General features: G+C 63.7%; 18 protein-coding genes. 9 read left to right on the top strand and 9 right to left on the bottom strand.

Annotation, left to right across the window (positions count from 1 at the left end; translation table 11 throughout):
- Nucleotides 1-16: 16 nt before the first annotated feature.
- Nucleotides 17-1,618, top strand: a complete 1,602-nt coding sequence (locus OCQ_RS09640) for a bifunctional aminoglycoside phosphotransferase/ATP-binding protein (RefSeq protein WP_014384427.1) — start codon at nt 17-19, stop codon at nt 1,616-1,618.
- On the opposite strand, the gene OCQ_RS09635 is transcribed toward OCQ_RS09640, so the two are convergent.
- Complete coding sequence (locus tag OCQ_RS09635; RefSeq protein WP_014384426.1) at nt 1,615-2,499, bottom strand: TPM domain-containing protein; 885 nt, start codon at nt 2,497-2,499, stop codon at nt 1,615-1,617. The genes OCQ_RS09640 and OCQ_RS09635 overlap by 4 nt on opposite strands.
- Before the next feature lie 216 nt (nt 2,500-2,715).
- Here OCQ_RS09635 and OCQ_RS09630 point away from each other — a divergent pair, with 216 nt between their 5' ends.
- Nucleotides 2,716-4,122, top strand: coding sequence for an aldehyde dehydrogenase family protein (locus tag OCQ_RS09630; RefSeq protein WP_014379848.1), 1,407 nt, complete (start codon nt 2,716-2,718; stop codon nt 4,120-4,122).
- Between the two features lie 109 nt (nt 4,123-4,231).
- Here the strand turns inward: OCQ_RS09630 and OCQ_RS09625 are convergent, their stop codons facing one another.
- From OCQ_RS09625 to OCQ_RS09615, 3 genes are all read right to left on the bottom strand, one after another.
- Nucleotides 4,232-4,519: a hypothetical protein gene (locus OCQ_RS09625; protein ID WP_014384425.1), complete on the bottom strand. Its 288-nt coding sequence runs from the start codon at nt 4,517-4,519 to the stop codon at nt 4,232-4,234.
- 74 nt (nt 4,520-4,593) lie between these two features.
- On the bottom strand, nt 4,594-5,133 hold the full coding sequence (locus OCQ_RS09620) for a hypothetical protein (protein ID WP_041784937.1): 540 nt from the start codon (nt 5,131-5,133) through the stop codon (nt 4,594-4,596).
- Between the two features lie 15 nt (nt 5,134-5,148).
- Nucleotides 5,149-6,621 (bottom strand): putative alpha/beta hydrolase, encoded by a 1,473-nt coding sequence (locus tag OCQ_RS09615; protein ID WP_029385664.1) that lies wholly within the window; start codon nt 6,619-6,621, stop codon nt 5,149-5,151.
- 170 nt (nt 6,622-6,791) lie between these two features.
- Between OCQ_RS09615 and OCQ_RS09610 the strand changes: the two genes are divergently transcribed.
- A complete protein-coding gene (locus OCQ_RS09610; RefSeq protein WP_014384423.1) occupies nt 6,792-6,968 on the top strand; it encodes a hypothetical protein in 177 nt (58 codons plus the stop codon).
- A gap of 160 nt (nt 6,969-7,128) precedes the next feature.
- Here OCQ_RS09610 and OCQ_RS09605 read toward each other — a convergent pair whose 3' ends face one another.
- Entirely contained in the window at nt 7,129-9,675 is a 2,547-nt protein-coding gene (locus tag OCQ_RS09605; RefSeq protein WP_014384422.1) for an excinuclease ABC subunit UvrA, read from the bottom strand.
- 120 nt (nt 9,676-9,795) lie between these two features.
- Between OCQ_RS09605 and OCQ_RS09600 the strand changes: the two genes are divergently transcribed.
- The 5 genes from OCQ_RS09600 (at nt 9,796) to OCQ_RS09580 (ending at nt 15,005) form a co-directional block, all read left to right on the top strand.
- On the top strand, nt 9,796-10,947 hold the full coding sequence (locus OCQ_RS09600; RefSeq protein ID WP_041784936.1) for an alpha/beta fold hydrolase: 1,152 nt from the start codon (nt 9,796-9,798) through the stop codon (nt 10,945-10,947).
- 360 nt (nt 10,948-11,307) lie between these two features.
- A complete protein-coding gene (locus OCQ_RS09595) occupies nt 11,308-12,126 on the top strand; it encodes an alpha/beta fold hydrolase (RefSeq protein WP_014384420.1) in 819 nt (272 codons plus the stop codon).
- 500 nt (nt 12,127-12,626) lie between these two features.
- Nucleotides 12,627-13,535 (top strand): hypothetical protein, encoded by a 909-nt coding sequence (locus OCQ_RS26530; protein WP_014384419.1) that lies wholly within the window; start codon nt 12,627-12,629, stop codon nt 13,533-13,535.
- A gap of 221 nt (nt 13,536-13,756) precedes the next feature.
- A complete protein-coding gene (locus OCQ_RS25950) occupies nt 13,757-14,359 on the top strand; it encodes a DUF4145 domain-containing protein (RefSeq protein ID WP_158023541.1) in 603 nt (200 codons plus the stop codon).
- Nucleotides 14,313-15,005 (top strand): DUF4145 domain-containing protein, encoded by a 693-nt coding sequence (locus OCQ_RS09580; RefSeq protein ID WP_139826576.1) that lies wholly within the window; start codon nt 14,313-14,315, stop codon nt 15,003-15,005. Before OCQ_RS25950 ends, OCQ_RS09580 begins: the two co-directional genes overlap by 47 nt.
- On the opposite strand, the gene OCQ_RS09575 is transcribed toward OCQ_RS09580, so the two are convergent.
- The 4 genes from OCQ_RS09575 to OCQ_RS09555 all read right to left on the bottom strand — a co-directional run bounded on the left by OCQ_RS09575 (nt 15,002) and on the right by OCQ_RS09555 (nt 17,960).
- A complete protein-coding gene (locus OCQ_RS09575) occupies nt 15,002-15,430 on the bottom strand; it encodes a site-specific integrase (protein ID WP_014384418.1) in 429 nt (142 codons plus the stop codon). The two genes, OCQ_RS09580 and OCQ_RS09575, sit on opposite strands and share 4 nt — an antisense overlap.
- A gap of 191 nt (nt 15,431-15,621) precedes the next feature.
- Nucleotides 15,622-16,781, bottom strand: a protein-coding gene (locus OCQ_RS09570; RefSeq protein ID WP_085978335.1) for an IS3 family transposase whose coding sequence is annotated in 2 segments (ribosomal slippage) — nt 15,622-16,490 and nt 16,490-16,781 — 1,161 coding nt in all. Because the reading frame shifts where the segments join, the coding sequence is not laid out codon by codon here.
- Between the two features lie 100 nt (nt 16,782-16,881).
- Nucleotides 16,882-17,427, bottom strand: a complete 546-nt coding sequence (locus tag OCQ_RS09560; RefSeq protein ID WP_014384417.1) for a hypothetical protein — start codon at nt 17,425-17,427, stop codon at nt 16,882-16,884.
- Nucleotides 17,428-17,690: 263 nt separating this feature from the next.
- The gene (locus OCQ_RS09555; RefSeq protein ID WP_232065587.1) at nt 17,691-17,960 is read right to left on the bottom strand and encodes a DNA-binding protein; all 270 of its coding nucleotides are present in this window, start codon (nt 17,958-17,960) and stop codon (nt 17,691-17,693) included.
- 216 nt (nt 17,961-18,176) lie between these two features.
- Between OCQ_RS09555 and OCQ_RS09550 the strand changes: the two genes are divergently transcribed.
- Complete coding sequence (locus tag OCQ_RS09550; RefSeq protein WP_014384415.1) at nt 18,177-19,352, top strand: hypothetical protein; 1,176 nt, start codon at nt 18,177-18,179, stop codon at nt 19,350-19,352.
- Nucleotides 19,353-19,554: the final 202 nt, after the last annotated feature.

The following is a 19,554-nucleotide window of genomic DNA, read 5'->3' as shown; positions in this document are numbered from 1 at the left end:
AATCGTCGGCGGGAGCATGACACACGCCTTCGACCCGAGCGGACCCGACGGCCACCCGCGCATCGTCGCCGACTTGCTACGGCCCGACGCGTACGACCCGCCGGCCCACGACGTGCGTCTTCACGAGACGCACAGCTCATGGGTCCTGCTCGCCGGCCCCTATGCCTACAAGCTCAAGAAGCCGGTGGACCTCGGGTTTCTCGACTTCACCAGTATCGAGCGGCGCCGCGCCGACTGTGACGAGGAGCTGCGCCTCAATCGGCGGTTCAGTCCCCAGATGTACTTGGGCGTCGTCGAAGTCACCGAGCAGGACGGCCACTACCGCATCGACGGCGAGTCCGGCTCGGGCGAGCCGGCGGTGTGGATGCGCCGCCTGCCGGAGGAGGGCATGCTGCCGGCCAAGCTCGCGCGCGGCGAGGTCGACCTTCGACTCGCGCGACGAATCGGCCGCACGCTGGCCAAGCTTCACGGCAGGACCGAATCCGGCCGCGACATCGATGCGTACGGCAGCCCGTCCAGCGTGGCCGCGAACTGGCAGGAGAACTTCGATCAGATGGGCCCGTTCGTCGGCCGGACCATCTCAAGCGACGTCAACGACCACATCCGACGCTACGTCGACGAGTTCCTGCGAACGCGGGCGCCGGTGCTCGAACGACGCGTGGCCGACGGGCACGTGCGCGATGGCCACGGCGACCTGCACGCCGCCAGCATCTGCATCGACGACGGCCAGATTCTGCTGTTCGACAGCCTGCAATTCGCGCCGCGTTATCGTTGCGCCGACCTCGCCTCCGAAGTCGCCTTTCTGGCAATGGATCTCGAATACCACGGTCGCGCGGATGTGGCGTGGGGGTTCGTCGATTCCTACGTGCGGGCCAGCGGCGACGACGGTCTGCTCGACCTGCTCGACTTCTACGCCTGCTACCGGGCCTACGTTCGCGGCAAGGTCCGCAGCCTGCGCCTGGCCCAGACGGAACAGGCGTCCGGTGGTGACAACCGTGAGCTCATCGCCGAGTCGCGCGCGTACTTCGACCTGGCCTGGGCGCACGGGGGTGGGCTGCCCCGCCCCCCGATGGTGGTCACCATGGGTCTGCCGGCCAGCGGCAAGACCACCCTGGCGCGCGCGCTCGCCGGCCGACTCGGGCTGGTGCATCTCTCGTCCGATATGGCGCGCAAGCGGATGGCGGGCATCGAGCCCACCCAGCGCGGCAGCGACGAATTCGGTTCGGGGCTCTACGATCCGGCGATGACGCGCAGCACGTATGCCGCCCTGCGCCGTGATGCCGCGCGCTGGTTGCGTCGCGGCCGGGGCGTAGCCGTCGATGCGACGTTCGGCAATCCGCGCGAGCGCGCCCAGATGCGGCAACTGGCGCACCGCCTCGGGGCCGACCTCCGCGTCGTGCTGTGCGACGCCGACGACGCCACCCTGATCGCGCGACTCGAGCGGCGCGCCACGGAGAAGGGCGTTGTCTCGGATGCGCGGATCGAGCTGTGGCCCGAGCTGCGCGCCGCATTCACGCCACCCGACGAGCAACCGTCCGTTCTGCGGGTCGATGCGACGCGCGACAGCGAGGAGACCGTCGAGCAGGCGCTGGCGCTGCTGCGCGCTTCCTACCGCTAACGGCGCCGTCGCGTGCCATGGTGTCCTAGCACGTCGGCGTTGGCCAGCGTCTGCGCCTGAGCGGCCAGCGTCGACGCCCTGTTGGCGTGCGCGAGCGCCTCGTCGTCGTTAGTGGATTCCTTGCCGCGCGCCGCCGCCAAATGCCGCTGGGCCTCGTCGAGCCGGGCCTGGGCCTCGGCGCCGACGCTGTCGCGATGCCGGGCCACATAATCCGAGATTTGGCGCACCCGCGCATCCGCGGTGGACAGCGCCTGCGGCAACGAATCACCGTGCCCCGCAACGCTGCCCGGCGCGCGCCGGCGCCGACGTGCGCGATAGAGCACGAACAGCAACAGCAGAACCACGACGACGATGACGCCGATCGCGACCAGCGGCCAGATCGGCTTCGACGAGCTCGCCGGCTTGGCCGAACTCGCCAATTTATCCAACCCGTCGGCCGCGGCGACCGCCGCTCCGCTCCAGTCCTTGGCGCCCAGCACGGGTTCAATCTGGTTGCGCCGCAGGCTATCCAGCCCGGCAGCGGTCGGCCCCTGCACCTGCGGCGGCACGGTGAACGAGTACGCCTTGGTGTTCGTGGCTATGGCCAGCAGCGCATCCTGGCCGCCCAGCCCGCTGGCGCTGCGGGTGCGATCGGCCCAGTTGTCGGGCTTGAAGCGAGAGAAGTTGTCGGTGTAGACCACCCAGAGTTGGATGTGACGATCGCGGTACAGCCGATCGATCGCTTCGCTGACCGCCGCGCGACCGGAATCGGTCAACACCCCCGTGGTGTCGGTGACGTGATCCGTGAGCTTCGACGGCGGTTGCGCGGCGGCGGGGCTTACCAGCAGCAAGCCCGCGGTGAGGATCGTCAGGACGGCACCGAACAGGCGAATAACCCGCATACAGGTAACTTAGCCGCCAATTCGCGTTGGGTCAGGAGGGCGCCGCATCCGCGGCCAACGGGGCCCGTATCGCTCTGCGCACGTCTGCGACCAGCAGAATCCGCCCAGAACCCCCGCCCACCACGACCCCCGCACGCACTGGACACCCACTGGTTACGCGCGTAACCTCTGTCGCGCAACGACAGCATTCTCGCGAGCGAAAGGCCACTGAGAACCGTGAGTAACGCCATTAAGGTCTTCAACCCGTCCACCGAGGAGCTGATCACCGAGGTCCCCGACTCCGACCAGGCGGCCGTCGACGCGGCGGTGGCCCGCGCGCGTGAGACCTTCGAGTCGGGCGTGTGGCGCAAGGCGCCGGCGTCGCACCGGGCCAATGTCCTCTTCCGCGCGGCGCGCATCATCGAGGAGCGCACCGACGAGCTCGCCGCGCTCGAAGGCCAAGACAACGGCATGAACCTGACGGCCGCGCGGCACATCATCCCGGTGTCGGTCGACATGCTGAAGTACTACGCCGGCTGGGTCGGCAAGATCCACGGTGAGTCGGCCAATCTGGTGTCCGACGGCCTGCTGGGCACCTGGGAGACCTACCACACCTTCACCCAGCTCGAGCCGGTCGGCGTCGTCGGCCTCATCATCCCTTGGAACGGCCCGTTTTTCGTCGCGATGCTCAAGGTCGCGCCCGCCCTCGCGGCCGGCTGCAGCGCCGTCCTCAAGCCCGCCGAGGAGACGCCATTGACCGCGCTGAAGCTCGAGGAGATCTTCCGCGAGGCGGGCCTGCCCGACGGCGTCCTGAACGTCATCACCGGCTACGGCGAGACCACGGGCGCCGCGCTCACCGCGCACCCCGACGTCGACAAGATCTCGTTCACGGGGTCGACGGAGGTCGGGCGGCTGATCGTCAAGGCGGCCGCCGGCAACCTCAAGCGGCTGACGCTCGAGCTCGGCGGCAAGTCCCCGCTGATCATGTTCGACGACGCCAACCTCGACAAGGCGATCTTGGGGGCGGGCATGGGCCTGCTCGCCGGTTCGGGGCAGAACTGCTCGTGCACGTCGCGCATCTACGTCCAGCGCGGCATCTACGACGACGTCGTGCAGCGGCTGGCGGAGTTCGCCCAGATGCTGCCGATGGGTGGCAGCGAGGATCCCGACTCGGTGTTGGGCCCGCTGATCAGCGACAAGCAGCGCAAACGGGTAGAAGGCATCGTCAATGACGGCGTGGCCGGCGGCGCGCAAATCATCACCGGCGGCAAGCCGATGGACCGCAAGGGCTACTTCTACGAGGCGACAATCATCACCAACACCACGCCCGACATGCGGCTCATCAAGGAGGAGATTTTCGGGCCGGTCGGCTGTGTGATCCCGTTCGACGACGAGGACGAGGTAATCGCCGCCGCGAACGACACGCACTACGGGCTGGCCGGGTCCATCTGGACCGAGAACCTCTCCCGCGCCCACCGGATGGTGAATGAGCTTCGGGCGGGCCAGGTTTGGGTGAACTCCTCACTCGCGGCCGACCCGTCGATGCCGATCAGCGGCCACAAGCAGTCCGGGTGGGGCGGCGAGCGCGGCCGCAAGGGCATCGAGGCCTACTTCAACACCAAGGCGGTCTACATCGGTCTGTAACCTGCTGCCCCGGGCGGCCGCGCGCGTAACGCCACGGTGGAACTATTGCCGATTTTTCGCCGTGGCGTTACGCCCGGGCCATCCCGGAGACTTTGGGCTACAGCGGCTTTCAGTGGGACGCTACGAGGGCACGGCCCTCGTCGGTGCATCCGGCAATGAAGTCAGGCGCCGAGTCCACTTGAGCGATCTTCCCGCTTTTCAGATCGCTCTGAAGGACCCTCTGGCAGTACTGGTTCCAATCGGTGTCAGCATTCAGCTGCACGTGATAGTGCTGAATCTGCTCATCGATGGCCTGTTTGCCTTGGTTGTACGAGGGCGACCCGGGGTCGGCGTCCGCGCCGGGCGCGAAGACAACGGCGGCGGCACTAAGCACCGCTGCCAACGTCAACCCGCGCATGCGACTCACGCCGACAATCTTACGTGGATTTTGCCGCCAGCACATCCGCCTCGATCGCGGGGGACGGCGGCGGGTTAGAACGTCCACGAGCCGGCGGACTGAAGTACGAAGCCACGGTTGAGGATTGGATCGATGCAGGCGGTCAGGCGGTCAGCGCCCACGACGCATGTGATGTCGCCTTTGGTGAGCTTTTGGCCGACGTTGAGCAGCGGCGAGGTGATGATCGGGCAGCCGGTGCCCTTTTGAAAGCTGTACGGGTTGAGGTCTGTCGGAAGCGATGACGGCGAGGCGACCACCGAGCAGCCGTCGCTGCCGACGGGGGCGTTGTCCGGCAGACCAGGCAGTGGCCCATCGCAGCTGGCGCTGACGTGATCGCCCGGCTTGGGCGGGTTGGGGAGGATGCACTGCAGCCCATCGGGTGTCGCGAAATAGGCCGCGCCGCCGGCGCGGGCCGCGGCGGTATAGGGCGCGGCGTCGACCGCTTGAAATGCGTTCAGATCGGGAAATTTCGGCGGCGGCGTGGCCGTCGCGACGCCGGGGGCGTTGCGGGAACATGCCAGGCTCAGGACCGCAACGCTCGCGGTGATCACCGCTAGGGTCACCCTGCTCAGCATGTGGTGTCCCCCTTCCTAGTGTTGGACGCCAAAGGTTGTCGTCCACGTGTTGGGATCATAGGTCGGCCCGGGCGGCCAGGTGCTCACTCGAAGCTGAATCGTCTCAAGGCCGGTCGCGGGGTCGAGCGTCGTGCCCGTGATGGTGGGGCCGTAGACGGTCGGAAGCTGGTTGGGGGCCACCAGCGTTTGGGGTGTCGCCCCCATCAGCCCTTGCGGTGTGGCGGCGGTGATGCCCTGCACGGGGCCGCCATTGGTCGCGCCGACGAGCATGAATCCACCACCTTTGAGCGAGACCAGTTGGCTTTCACGATCGCCGGGGAGGCTGACGGTGCCGACGCGCTGCAAGTTGTTGATCCAGCTGTTGGGTTTGGCCGGATCGATGGGTCCCGACACCCACATGCCGCGGGTGGTGTCGCCTACCCGGTTGCTGGTGTTGCCGACGATCACCATCTGGTTGGTGGCGGGATCGTAAACGCCGCTGGCCTGGTAAATCCCCGGCAGCTCACCGACTTTCACGGGATGGGTGGGATCGGTGTAATCCCAGACCGACCCGTTGGTCGCGAATTCGTTGAACCCGGGGGTCACGGACCCATCCGGGTGGCTGAAAAACGCGTAGCGATGGCCGTCGGGCCCCAGCGCGGTCCCTGTCGGCAGCGGGCGGGTGCCCGGCGGCCCTTGCGCGAGCTCCGATGCCGGGCTGCGGGGGAAACCGTCTCGGGGGTCGCCGCCAAAGGTGGGGCCCTGGCCGTCTTGGAACTGGTCTTGGAGGTCGTAGGTGTTTTGCTCGTGTTGGGGCGGGCCGGCCGGTCCGGTGATCCTGGGGTCGCTGGGCGGAGCGTCTTGCCCGTCCCCGAAGCCCGCCGGCTTGAACTCGGCGACCGCGGCGGCATCTTGCGGGGTGAGGTGTCCGTTCGCCTGTGCTTCACGCAGCGATTTCGTGTAGGTGTCGCGGATCGAGTTCATCTGCTTGAGGGCGTCCCGCGTGTCATCGGCGGCGTCGGCTTTGGCGTCCTTGATCAAGGTCTCGAGCGCCCGGCGGCTCTTCGCATCGAGGGTGGGGTCTTGCAGATCCTTGGTGGCCGCGCCGATCAGTTTGTCCAGCAACTGCAGTTGTCGTTCCAGCGTGGCGATCTCCGCGGAGCCCTCTTTTTGCGCGGCGGCCAGCATGGCGGCGATGTTTTCCAGGTCCGCGGCGATCTTGGGCAACTGGTCGGTCTGCAGGCGAAGCGATTTGGTCAGCCGCTGCACTTCTTCTGAGCCGTTGATCGGATGGTCGCCGTTCTGGTGGTTCCAGGCCTGATCGAAGCGCTTGCGGGCCTGCTCGAACTCCTCTTGGGCGGCGGTGGAGCACCGGCCCGCCGCGTGGAAGGCCTCCGCCAATTGGGAGATCTGAAAGGGGTTGCCGGCCTGCAAACTGCGGTTGACCGCCCAGGGATCGCCGCCGGCCTGGGCAATCAGATCGGCAACGCTCAACCAGTTCAGCTGCATCGCCCCGCCCATTTGTGCTTTTGACCAGCTTTGACGCTACCTCCGCTGGGTCCCCTGTCCCCCTATTCCACCCGAAAAGGCGCTGCAATTCACTTCAGTGCGCTCGGCGCGGAGCTAATCGGGGACACGTGGCGAGGGGCGCGCTTCAATAGCATTGCGACCAGGAGGACATGATGGCGCGCTTCAAAACCGAAATGGAAGTCTGCCCGCACTGCCGGCGCTCGGCGGAGGCCACGGTCGAATACAGCTACGACAACGACGGCAAAGTCACCGCCAGGCGGGTGCGGGACGTCAACTGCCGGTATGCGGACTGCCCGGGTAGCGAGGTGCCGCCGCACTGGGGCTAGGCGATGTCGGTCGCCCGCTGCTTCGTGTCGGACTCCTTGTCGGAGAGAAGATCCCCTTCTTGGGGCATTCAAAGTTTGGCGACGCCGCCGATTCCACGCTCAACTCGCTACGGGCGTCCAGGATCACCCGCCGCGCCGAGCCCGCGGTGAGACAACGTCTTCACTGGGTGCCAGACGGCGCCAACCGCTTCGCCAGGTACGGCGCCGTGCGGCTCTGTTTGGCCCGTGCCACCTGCTCAGGTGGCCCCGCCGCGACGACCCGGCCGCCATCGCTGCCGGCTCCCGGTCCCAAGTCGATCACCCAATCTGCACCCGCGACCATCCGCATGTAGTGCTCGGCCACCACCACGGTGTTGCCCGCGTCGACCAGGCGGTGCAGTTGACGATCGAGCAGATCCACATCGGCGGGGTGCAGCCCGGTGGTCGGCTCGTCGAGGACGTAGAGGGTGTGCCCGCGCCGGGGTCGCTGCAGTTCGGCCGCGAGCTTGATCCGCTGTGCCTCGCCGCCCGACAGCTCGGTGGCGGGCTGTCCGAGACGGAGGTATCCGAGCCCGACCTCTTGCAGCGTGGTCAGGCTGCGCGCCGCGCTGGCGACGTCGGCAAGAAACTCCGAAGCCTCATCGACGGTCATCGCGAGGACATCGGCGATCGTACGGTCGCGATAGCGAACCTCGAGTGTCTCGTCGGAGTACCGCGCTCCTTGACACGCCGGGCAGGTGGCGTATGTGCCTGGCAGGAACAATAATTCGACCGACACGAAACCCTCCCCCTGACAGGTGGGGCAGCGACCGTCGGCCACGTTGAACGAGAACCTGCCCGCCGTCCAACCGCGGCGGCGCGCCTTCGGGGTCGCAGCGAATTCACGGCGCACGGCGTCAAACAAGCCGGTGTAGGTCGCCAGCGTCGAGCGCGGCGTGCGTCCGATCGCACGCTGGTCGACCGATACCAGCCGGTTGATGTTTTCGGCCCCCTCTGCCGTCACGCCGATACTCGCGTCATGATCGAGATCGACTATCCCGCTGTCGGTTTCGTCGTCGTCGGGTTCGGCAGGCTCGACCGCTCGTCCGGTGCCGAGCTGGCTGTGGACGACATCGCCGAGGACCTTGACGACGAGTGTCGACTTGCCGGAACCGGACACCCCGGTGACCGCGGTGTACACGCCGAGGGGCAGGTCCACGTCGAGGTCTTTCAAATTATGGAAGCAGATCCCGCGCATCCGCAGCTGCCCGGACGGCGTACGTGGTTGTCGACGCGGCGGCCGGGCACCGTCGAAAAGGTAGTGACGAGTGACGGACCCCTCGATGTCGGCGAGGCCGGACACCGGCCCGCTGTAGAGCACGCCCCCACCGAGTTCTCCGGCCCCGGGCCCAACGTCGACGATCCAGTCGGCACGGCGCACGACGTCCATGTCGTGCTCGACCACGAATAACGAATTGCCCGCGCGCCGCAGGCGATCGAGCACCTCGAGCAGCGGCTCGGCGTCGGCCGGGTGCAGGCCGGCCGACGGTTCGTCTAACACGTAGAGCACGCCGAACAAGCCGGCGCGCAGTTGGGTGGCCAGCCGCAACCGCTGCAGTTCGCCGGGTGACACGGTCGGGGTCCGGCGACTGAGCGTGAGATAGCCGAGGCCGAGATCAATGAGTACCTGCAGGCGTGCGACCAGGTCGGCGGCGATCATGGTCGCCACTTCCGTCAGCTCGCCGGATGTCATGGACTCGTACGCGGCGGCGGCGTCGGTCCGAGAAGCCGTCGGGCGCAACGTGTCCGCGAGGTCGCCCAGTGGCATGGCCGTGTAGTCGGCGATGGTGCGGCCGGCGAAGGTCACCCGCAACGCCTCCGGCCGCAACCCAGAGCCGTCGCATACCGGGCATTCGACGGTGTCGACGAATTGCAGTACGCGGCGGCGCATCATCGCGCTATGGGAGTTGGCCAACGTGTGGCGGACATGGCGTTCGGCGCTGGAAAACGTGCCGTTGTAGTAATAATCGGCTTGCACGGGGTGCTGGCTCGGATCGATTTCGACGGTCGGCTGCTCCTCGGTGAACAGAATCCAATTGCGTTGCCGCTTAGGCAGTTTCCGCCATGGCTTGTCGATGTCGTAGCCCAGCGTGACGAGGATGTCGCGGAGATTTTGGCCCTGCCACGCGCCGGGCCATGCGGCGACGGCGCCTTCGCGGATGGTCAGCGAGGGGTCCGGCACCAGTGTCTCTTCGGTCACCCGATGGATTCGTCCCAGCCCGTGACATTCGGGGCACGCCCCCACCGCGGTATTCGGCGAGAACGCATCGGAGTCCAGTCGTTCCGTAGCCCCCCGCGGGTAGGTCCCGGCGCGGGAGAACAGCATCCTCAACAAGTTCGACAGGGTGGTGACGGTGCCGACCGTCGACCGCGATGTCGCCGAACCCCGGCGCTGCTGCAGTGCAACGGCAGGCGGTAGCCCGGTGATGTCATCGACCTTTGGCGCGCCGGTTGGCAATAGCAGGCGACGGGCGTACGGAGCGACCGATTCGAAGTAGCGGCGCTGGGCCTCGGCATAGATGGTCCCGAAGGCTAGCGACGATTTGCCGGATCCGGAGATTCCGGTGAACGCGACCAGCGCGTCACGCGGCGCTACGACGTCGACACCCCGCAGATTGTGCACCCGCGCCCCGTAAACGCGCACAGAAGGATCGATTTCGTCGGTGCGTCGATACGGGATTTGCGTCATCTTGCTCAGCCGAGTACCCCCGGTTGCGGCCGCACAAGCCTGCGCTCCCCGGCAGCGACCAGCGAGGGCCTGTCGGCAATCCGTTTTGACGCCCCGCCGGCCGGGAATTCCGCCGTGGCCATGACGGAAACATCACCAAGCCGGATCCGCCTGAGCCATCACGTCGTGGAACTCGATGACGGGCGGCGGATCGGGCTTTCAGTCGGCGGCCGCGGAGTGCCGTTGTTGTTCATGCACGGGCTCCTGCTGAGTCGGAAGGCCTATCTGCGGATGCTCAGCCGGATCGCCGGAATGGGATTCCTGGTCGTCGCCGTCGATGCCGCCGGTCACGGAGATACCGGGCGACTGCCCAGCGACGCGTGCGGCTTCACCGATCGCGCCGATTCGGTGTTGCGCACGCTGGACGCCCTTGGCATCGGGCAGGCGTTGTTCGTCGGCCATTCGATGGGCGGGCGAATGACCATCCAGCTGGCCGCACGCGCGCCTGAGCGGGTACTCGCCGCCGTGCTGTTCGACCCGGCGGCCGGAGCGCGGTTCGACACGACCATCCCGAAATTGGTGAGGTCCCCAACCAAGGCGTTGGGCGCGGCCTACACCGCTGTCCGCGACACACTGGGCGACCCGACGCAGCTCTCACCCAGCGAGCAACTCGGATACTTCCGGGTGCTGGCCGCGGTGGCGGTGCCCAACCTGCGTGATCCACTCGCGGCCGTCCGGACGATCAGGGCCATCGTCGAGTCCGGTGATTACACGCCGATGCTGCACACCATGCGCGACGAGGGGATGCCCACGATGGTGGTGCACGCCGAAAAAGACATGATCGTGCCGTTCCCGCACGCGCGCGAAATCGCCAACGAGGCCGACGCGACGCTGTACAGGGTGCCGGACGCGTATCACTCGTGGATGATCGCCAATCCGCGCCAGGGCGCCGATGCGTTTCGCCAACTGCTCGATGGCGAATTGGGCGAGGTGCTTCGCGACGCCGCCGACACGATGGGCATCGCCGACCTCGATGACCACGAGGCGTGGGAGCGCGAATTGCTGGACCCCGATGCGCTGGTGTTGCAGTTCATCCACGGTCGCGACCGAATCGAAATCGGAGCCGAGGAGCTTGACCATGTCGACCTCGAGCTGGTGCGCCGTACGGAGCGCTCGCAGGAGCGGCTGTCCTGGGCTCGACGGACGTATCGCCGGTGGGCGGCCAAGCACCTGCATCAGGCGCGATCGCTGATCCGGCAGAGTACCCGGATCGAGCCGGAGCACCACGAATAGCTACCGGCGGAACTGAGTGGGGCGGGCGGGGCTCGAACCCGCGACCAACGGATTATGAGTCCTTTTCCGGCGCTCCGCCGACCAGCCGAAACGGGTTAGCCGCTCGCAGTGAACGCCTGCAAGAAAGGGCTTTTGGGCGTTGCCAGTACGGCCGGGTTACGCCTTCGGTACGGCTACAAATCGCCCTCGGTCGCCGGTATGTCGCCGGTACGAACGTATTAGCTAACGGTGGGACGAGAGCACGCGACAGCTCGCAGCTGTCGACTTGCGGACAGCTCGCAGGAAAAACTTGTGGCTTGCGGTTAACTAACTACTCGATCGCGGGTGGCGCCCGCGACAGCGACTGCGGGAGGAACGACTATGCCCACCATCACCACGTCGGACGGTGTCAAGATCTTCTATAAGGACTGGGGCTCTGGCCAACCGATCGTTTTCAGTCACGGTTGGCCGCTGACGGCCGACGACTGGGATGCGCAGATGATGTTCTTCCTGCACCAGGGCTATCGAGTGATCGCTCACGACCGGCGCGGGCATGGCCGATCCGAGCAAGTCGGGACCGGCAATGACATGGAGCACTGGGTGGCCGACCTGGCCGCGTTGACCGAGCAGCTCGACCTGCGGGGGGCCGTCCATATTGGGCACTCCACCGGCGGCGCGGAAGTGGCCTGCTACGTCGCGCGCCACCAGGAGCGAGTCGCCAAGGCGGTACTGGTGTCCTCCCCGACACCAAGCATGCTGCAGACCGAGAACAATCCAGGCGGCCAACCCCAGGAGTGGTTCGACGCGGTGCAGGCGGGTGTCTTGGGGAATCGATCGGAGTTCTTCCGCGCCGTGCCAGAGGGTCCGTTCTACGGATTCAACCGTTCAGGGGTAGAGCTGTCCGAGGCGGTCATCGCGAACTGGTGGCGACAGGGCATGTCCGGCAGCGCCCACGCTCACTATGAGACCGTGTTTTCCTGGCTGCAGGACTACACCGAGGATTTGCGCACAATCACCCTTCCCGTCCTGGTGATGCACGGCGACGACGATCAGATCGTGCCATTCACCAGCGCGGTGCCCCGAGCGGTCGACCTACTCCAGAACGGCGCATTGAAAACCTATGCCGGCTACCCGCACGGAATGCCGACCACGCATGCGGATGTGCTCAACCCGGATCTGCTCGCGTTCATCGCGTCCTGATCGGCAGCGTTCGCCGGACAAAGAGATGCGCGGCTTAGCATGGGGCCAATTGCAGACCACGTGCGCTTAACTCCCTTATCTTGGCAGTGTCAAGGAACGACCGAAAGTAACTGTCAGCCATCACCCGAAGACGAAATGTCAAGCACCAACCGACGTCATCCACCCTTGCTTTGTGAGTGGGGCGGGCGGGGCTCGAACCCGCGACCAACGGATTATGAGCCCCTAGGTCTGGCTAGATAGCAAACTCAGCTGGGTCCGAAATTTGCCCGGCAGCGGCTCCAATCCCCTAGTTTTCCAGCGCTTCTGTTCAAAAACCGGGCCCAGCAGCGGCTGCTATCGGGTTGCGGCAAATCAGCAGGTTAGGTCACGTTTGTGGACGCGGTGTGGACGCGGGCAGGTCTGCAGACGGTTGTTGCAATACAGGGCGTGTCAGCTTGCATCGAACAGATGTTCGCCTACGCTGGAGCGAGCCAGAAGCCCCTACAAGCACAGCAGAGTCCATGACAGAACCCACCGACGACTACCAACACCCGAAGTGCTACGCGAATGCGCGCGGCGGATGCTCCACCAAGATTTCCGGTGAACACTATGTGTCGCACGGCCTCATCAAGCTGTACGGCGAAAACGATCCGGCTTTCACAGTTCAGCACAAAACCGGCAAGGGTGTCGGCCACCCCGTTACGCCAAAGAACTTCAAGGCGAACATCTTGTGCCAAACGCACAACACGGCCTTGCATCCAGCAGACGATGCCGCGCTGGCGTTCGCAACGTTTCTGCGCCGCATCGCAATTCAGTACGACGCTGGTGCCGGAGAGTGGGGTGAAGCGGAAGAAATCACTATCTCCGGTAATGATATGCAACGGTGGGTGCTCAAGATATTCTTGAATCACGCTGTGACAGGACATTTTGCGGAGCAACAGGACCGCGAGGTCAGTTTTCCGGCTGCGGCGATTGATCTGCTACTAAATCGCACGCCTTGGCCTGCAAACTGGGGCATTGCGGTGCCAGGTGAAACGCGTAGCAGAGACTTTCGGGCTTGCCCGTTTCAGCCGATAGATGTTGTCAACAGCCATTGGTGGGGTGTAAGGCCGTTCGTACATAAGGACCGCACTTGGATGGGCGGCGCGTTAGTTGATCTCGCGCACCTGAGTTTTGGGCTGACGTTGTTTGACGACGCGGGTTGGCGGGCACCAGGCTACTTCGAGGACAATCCCATCAATCCGATAGGCGGATCGTTGCAGAATCCGGCCCACATCGGGTGGGAAATGAACGGCGTTGAGAAGCGCATCAATTTCACCTGGGACTACCCATTGCACCACATAGGTCTGACGTACCAGCTGCGGCCTCAGAACAAGGCCGACCGATTAGCAGGGAAATTGCCTGTTGGACAACAGATTTGGCTTGAGTAGACCGTGAATACCGCGTTATTAATCGCACAACACTGCATGGCGTCAAGACTGCTCGCACACAGTTGGGTAGCATCCAGCCGTCGAACAGCTAAGCCAAGAATCAGGGCATGGTAATGGACATACTGGAGAACATTTCGACTGTCAGAGGCCATCACCTCTATGCCGCGACAGATACGCAGGCTTGGTCAGCTGCGACGTGCCCAAATTGCCACAATCCAAATATGCTGACCGTCGCCATACGTGAAAGGGAAGTCTACTATTCACACGGCTATGCACTGAACGCCTGGCTACTCTGTGTCAGTTGCGGGACTGGTGCCGTGGCCGACGAATACGGCCGAATTTCGCCTAGCATCAAGGAGTTTCCAACACCTGATGGCACTCCAAGCGCAGAGAAGAAAGTATGGGAAGAGGTGCGCGACTGTTTGGCTGTCGGCGCCTACAATGCGTCGGCAATGCTATGCCGTAAACTGTTGCTACACCTAGTGTTTACGCACGAGAGAAGCCAGGACCCAGGGGCGACGGCCCGCAACATTAATTTTGCGCAGGCGGTCCAATACCTTGTCGACCGAGGAGTCATTACTGCCGCGTACGGGCCTCTTGCAACGGAAATCAGGAACATCGGAAACCGGGCGAACCATGAGCTTCCCGACATAACGCGAGACGAGGCCCGAAAGATCGCACTGTTTACTCATCACATGTTCGTGAGTGTGTACGAGATGCCCAAGAAGGCTAGTATCTCTACTGCTTTCGTAGGCGCCGCGGCAGAACCCTACGAGGGTGACCTCGAACCCGAAGCAACACCGGCAGAGGCTGGTGGCGAGTAATATGTCATGGCTGGAGTTCGTCGTTCAGATGTCGAGCGCCTTGGCCTGGCCCGCTGTGGCAAGTGGGGCAATTGTTCTCCTGAGAAAGCAGATCAAAACCGCTGCGACGGCATTGGTTGAACGCATCGGTGAGATAGCAAATCTGAAGGCGCCCGGCGTATCTATCGAGTTTAGGCAAGATGTCGAAAAACTCGCCGAATCCACCGACAGCCTTGTCGGCGATAAGGGAATGCCAGCCATTACCGCCGGAACATCACCAAGAACCGTTGTGCTGCCACAAGAAACGACTGACGAACGCTACATGCGGTACCTAGAGGTGTCAGCGATCGATCCCAAGGCCGCGGTTCTTTGGGCATTCGCGGACTTCGAATCGCTACTGCGAGTCCAGTACAAGCGGCGCTACCCTAACGAGAGACCCAACGTCGGCTTCCGCCAGATAATAAACAGGTTTGCCGGTGACGGCTTACTGACGGAGGACTTGTACGGGTCGATGCGGGAACTAAGCAACCTTCGTAATCGTGCGGCCCATGAAGACACCGCCATAGATGCAGCCACCGTGTACTACTACCTGCAATCAGTCGGCAATGTCGTTAGAACACTGGAAGGTAAAGGGTTCTTCGTTGGCGAGTCTGAGCCGCAGAATTAGTTCGTCTTCCGGTTCAACGGCACTACCGTATGCCTTTCCTTCACCTCGGCAACGGGTCGCGCAAACTTAGGTGCTGCCGTGTCATCCTCTCTGATGTAGTCCGCATAGGTGGTTAGCGTGAGCACGAAACTGGAATGCCCCAGCCACTTCGACACCTGCATGTAGTGCTCCCCCGCCGACAGCGCCAGTGTGGCGAAGGTATGGCGCAGATCGTAAAACCGAACGCTCCCAAGACCTAACGCCTTGCAGGCAGGCTGAAAGTAGTTGTGATAGATGTTGTCCACCACTATCGGCTTGGCCCAATCGAAGTCCTCTACCGACACCGCCGCCTTACCCGCGCGGGTGCGCTTACCCGGGAACAGCGGCGCATGGGCAATACGCTTCTTGCCGGCAAACGGGTGGACTCGAGACAAGTAGTCCCGCATATCGTCTGCCAACCATGGCGCAAGCGGGATGGTGCGGTCAGTTGAGGCATCACCTTTTCGGCGTGCCTTCAATCCACACCAACGGCTCTGGCTTTCGGTATCGTCACCTTCGCTGACAGCGCGGGCCTTCTTCTTCGTACGAGTTACACGTGGGACTGCCCCGCATTCAGTTGACTCGCGGGGTGGGATTTTCAGGCCGCGGTTGCGGCTTGTGTGTGGAGCAGTTCGAACTCTATCGGGGTGAGTCTGCCGAGTGCGCGTTGCCGGCGGCGTCGGTGGTAGGTCCGCTCGATCCACGACACGATCGCCAGGCGTAGTTCGGCTCGGGTGGACCAGCGTCGCCGGTCGAGCACGTTGCGTTGCAGAAGGGCGAAGAACGACTCCATGGCAGCGTTGTCACCGCACGCGCCGACACGACCCATCGATCCGTGTAATCCGTTGTGCGACAGTGCATGGACGAACTTTCGTGAGCGAAATTGGCTACCCCTGTCCGAATGAACGATCGTCGCGGCAGGTGAACGCAACGCCACGGCGTGATCGAGGGCGGCCACTGCCAGCGAGGACTTCATCCGCGAGTCCATCGAGTAACCCACGATCCGGTTGGAATAGACGTCTTTGATCGCGCAGAGGTAGAGCTTGCCTTCATCGGTGCGGTGTTCGGTGATGTCGGCCAGCCAGACCTGGTTGGCGGCCTGGGCGCTGAACTGACGCTGCACGAGGTCGTCGTGAACTGGCGGCCCGGATCTGCGGTTCAGTCCTCGCTTCTTGGCGAAGACCGACCAGATGCGCTCCTGGGAACACAACCGTGCGACACGGTTCTCGCTGGCGAAGATACCGCGTCCGGGAAGTTCGTCGGCGATGAATCGGTAGCCGAATGCGGGGTCGTCGGCATGGATGTCGCGGGCGGCGTTGATCAGGTGCGCATCATCCCAATCTCGCTGCGATAGAGGTGCTTTGCGCCATTTGTAGAACGCCTGGGTGGAAAATCCCAGGACCCGGCAGGTCACCGTGACGGGCACGCCGTCATCGGCAAGGTCGAGGACCAGCGGGTACATCATTTTGGGTTGGCATCCCGGGACAAGTAGCCGACCGCGCGACGCATCACTTCAGCCTCCTGCTCGAGGAGCTTGATCCGCTTATGCGCCTCGCGCAGCTGCGCCGACACATCCTCAGAGACCGCCGCAGGCGACAGCCGGTTGGCACCGTCCTCGCGGTCGGCGATCTTAAGCCAGCGATGCAGGCAGGCCTCCGAAATCCCGAAGTCCTTCGCGATCTGGCGCAACGGCGCCTCACCCTTGCGGGCCACAGCGATGACATCGGCTCGGAACTCGGCGGGAAACGGTCTCGGCACGAGGTTGATCCTTCCAGCAAGGACGAATCCTCACAGGTCAGGAGTCAACCAAACCGGGGGCAGACCCCTCGTTCGCCGTGGACCAGTTCAAGGGGTCCGGTCAATCGGGATCATCTACGCCAGCACCGATATCGATGTGCAGCAGGCAGTGATGGCACGCAGTAAACACGCAGATGTACTCGCCGCGCTTGATGGCCAGAAACTCGACGGGGTACTCCGCGTTTGAACCGCCAGTTTTCCGGCCGCAGTGCCGGTTCACGAGGGTGTCGCAGCGCCAAGCTCCCCGCATGTCTTTCTTGATCTCGCGCAACTGCTCGATATTGCGAAGAGCTATCGCGTATGCCGAGTCGTAGCAAGGACCTAACACATACAAGGTGGCCTCTGATTCAGGGCACCACCCTTCGTAGACCAATCGCCGCTTGCTCGCATCACAGGCCTTGCTGTGGGCCTTGACGACCTGTCCGGCGATACGCCGTGCCACAGGGTCGCGGTCGTACGGAAGCTCTAAGCAGATCGCATCGTCCATGGCTTGCGCGGCTGCCCAGTCGTCGGGCATCACACAGGTTTGACCTGTCTCCGCGTACATCTGGTTAAGCCGGTGCCAAAAGCTTTGGTCATACAACTTGCCGTTGCCGTCCTCCGACATGTGTTCCTCCTACTCATCCCAATTCGGTACTGGGTCATCGAAAGCGTTATCGTCGCGGTTGCTTGGCGACAGGGATTGCATCTTCACGTGATATCGGCGTAGATCGGCACCGGTGGAGCACGGCGCGTTTGCCGTGAATCTGACTGCAGCGTTTAGCCACTGATGGTGGTGGACCGCACCGCAATACGGGCACAGCACGTCCAGGCGGACAATCCCTGGCTCGCGGTCGACAGAAACAACCTGCGCTACAGGCAGTTCCGTCATCACAGCGCCTCCACCAACGCATCCAACGACTCGCGACTCCAATGCGCCTTACGGCCAACGATCTTCGGACGGGGCAGCTTGCCGGTGTAGTAAGCGTGATACTTGACGGTTTCGACCGTGGCCGCAGCAAAGCCAAGGGAGTTTAGGTACCTGACAGCCTCTTGCAGGTCGAGGTACTGAGCGAAGGTCGCGGTGCGTGTCATGATTGTAATGCGCTCTCTGGCAATAGTTTCCGAAATCGACTGCGGCACTTGGTCGCTGGTGCCCATGATAGCCCACGCCAGCCCACGCGTCCCGCCCAAAATTGGGTGGTGCGCGCCGAATGCCGGTGCGCTATAACTGGTCTCAGCGGGCGGCGGCATGGACCGCGTAAGTTCCTGTACGGCGTGAGTCGGCACCTAGCGCAGGCGCGGCTGAGATTCCTTTCAGTCCGGGCCGCGCTTGCGAGCCTGGTGTTACAGAACAACTTTGGAAAGGCTCGCACAATGAGTGCTCTTACGACTCCCCGAATCAACCCCGATGTCTTGCAGTCGCTTACGCATCTGCCGCCGTTTGGCGCGGAAGGCGGTTACGCCACCGAAGGCGACGTGCTGGTCAACACCACCGCCGACGGCGTAGACCTGAATGTCATCTGGGACGAAGTCGCTTCAGTGGTGAGGGCTTGGAACGCCGAACGCAGCGCCCTGACAAGCCTTCTGACGTTCAACACGACCAATACCGCCGATGCCATCCCGCAGAGCCGGTCTAGCGATAGCTTCGAGGAAGCTTCTGAGTTCGGTGAGCCCGAATCTATCCGCCCACCAGCCGATTACGCGTTGATGGGCTACACGTTCAAGGACTACGACAAGGCTTCGCGCTGGACCTGGAAGTACCTTAGGGACTCTACGGCCGAGCAAGTCCGCGCGGTGGCCAACTATGCGTTGGAAGCCGACAACAAGCTGACCACCGGAACGATTTTGCAGCGGCTGTTTGATCCTGCGCAGGGAACTAACGAGTGGGGCCACACGGTTTACGGTTTGTACAACGGTGATTCGATGGTCCCGCCCGCGTATCTAGGCAAGGATTTCGCCACAGCTCACCAGCACTACCTGGTGTCTGGTAGCGACACTATCGACTCCGGCGACCTAGAAACCGCTATCCGCCAGGTCACCGAGCACGGGTATGGAACCGAACCCAACTCAAAGCTTTTGGCGCTTATGAACCCCGCACAGGCGGAAGTGGTGGCGTCGTTCAAAGCTGGCGTGCAGAACGCGCCGGACATCATCGCCAAGCACGACTACATTCCGTCCGCTGGCGCTCCGGCCTACTTCTCGCCTGACGAGATTGTTGGCCAGGTGGCACCGGAATCGTACAACGGCCTGAAGGTTCAGGGCAGTTACGGTCCCGTGTGGGTGATTCAGAGCGACTTTATTCCTGAGGACTATTTCGCCGTGGTCGCCACCTACGGAGCCAACAGCCCTGACAACGCCATCGGCTTCCGCGAGCACGTGCAGCGTCAATATCAAGGCCTGCGAACCATTCCCGGTTTGGTGCCGGGCTATCCCATCAACGGAGCATTTTTCCAGCGCGGCTTTGGAGTGGGCGTGCGCCGTCGCGGCCAGGCATCCGTAACGCAAATCAAGGCCACGGGTACCTACGACGTGCCGGTGATCCCGCGATGACCCCGTCAGATTGGCTGCAAGCCAACCTGTCGGCGGTCATCGTCGCGGTGGCAACCGCGAATGCAGTCCTCGCCGGCGTCGAGAACCGTAGTGCTACAACCGCGCCTCAGGAAGGTGCGCACGATGCCGGGAGTATCTGACTACAATCCTCGGCACGCCATGGACTGGGGTGCCATGGACTCGGAAGCGTCCGAGTTTTCCT

The sequence above is a fragment of the Mycobacterium paraintracellulare genome (assembly GCF_000276825.1).
Classification (GTDB): Bacteria; Actinomycetota; Actinomycetes; order Mycobacteriales; family Mycobacteriaceae; genus Mycobacterium; species Mycobacterium intracellulare.
This window is presented reverse-complemented; position numbering and strand designations above follow the sequence as displayed.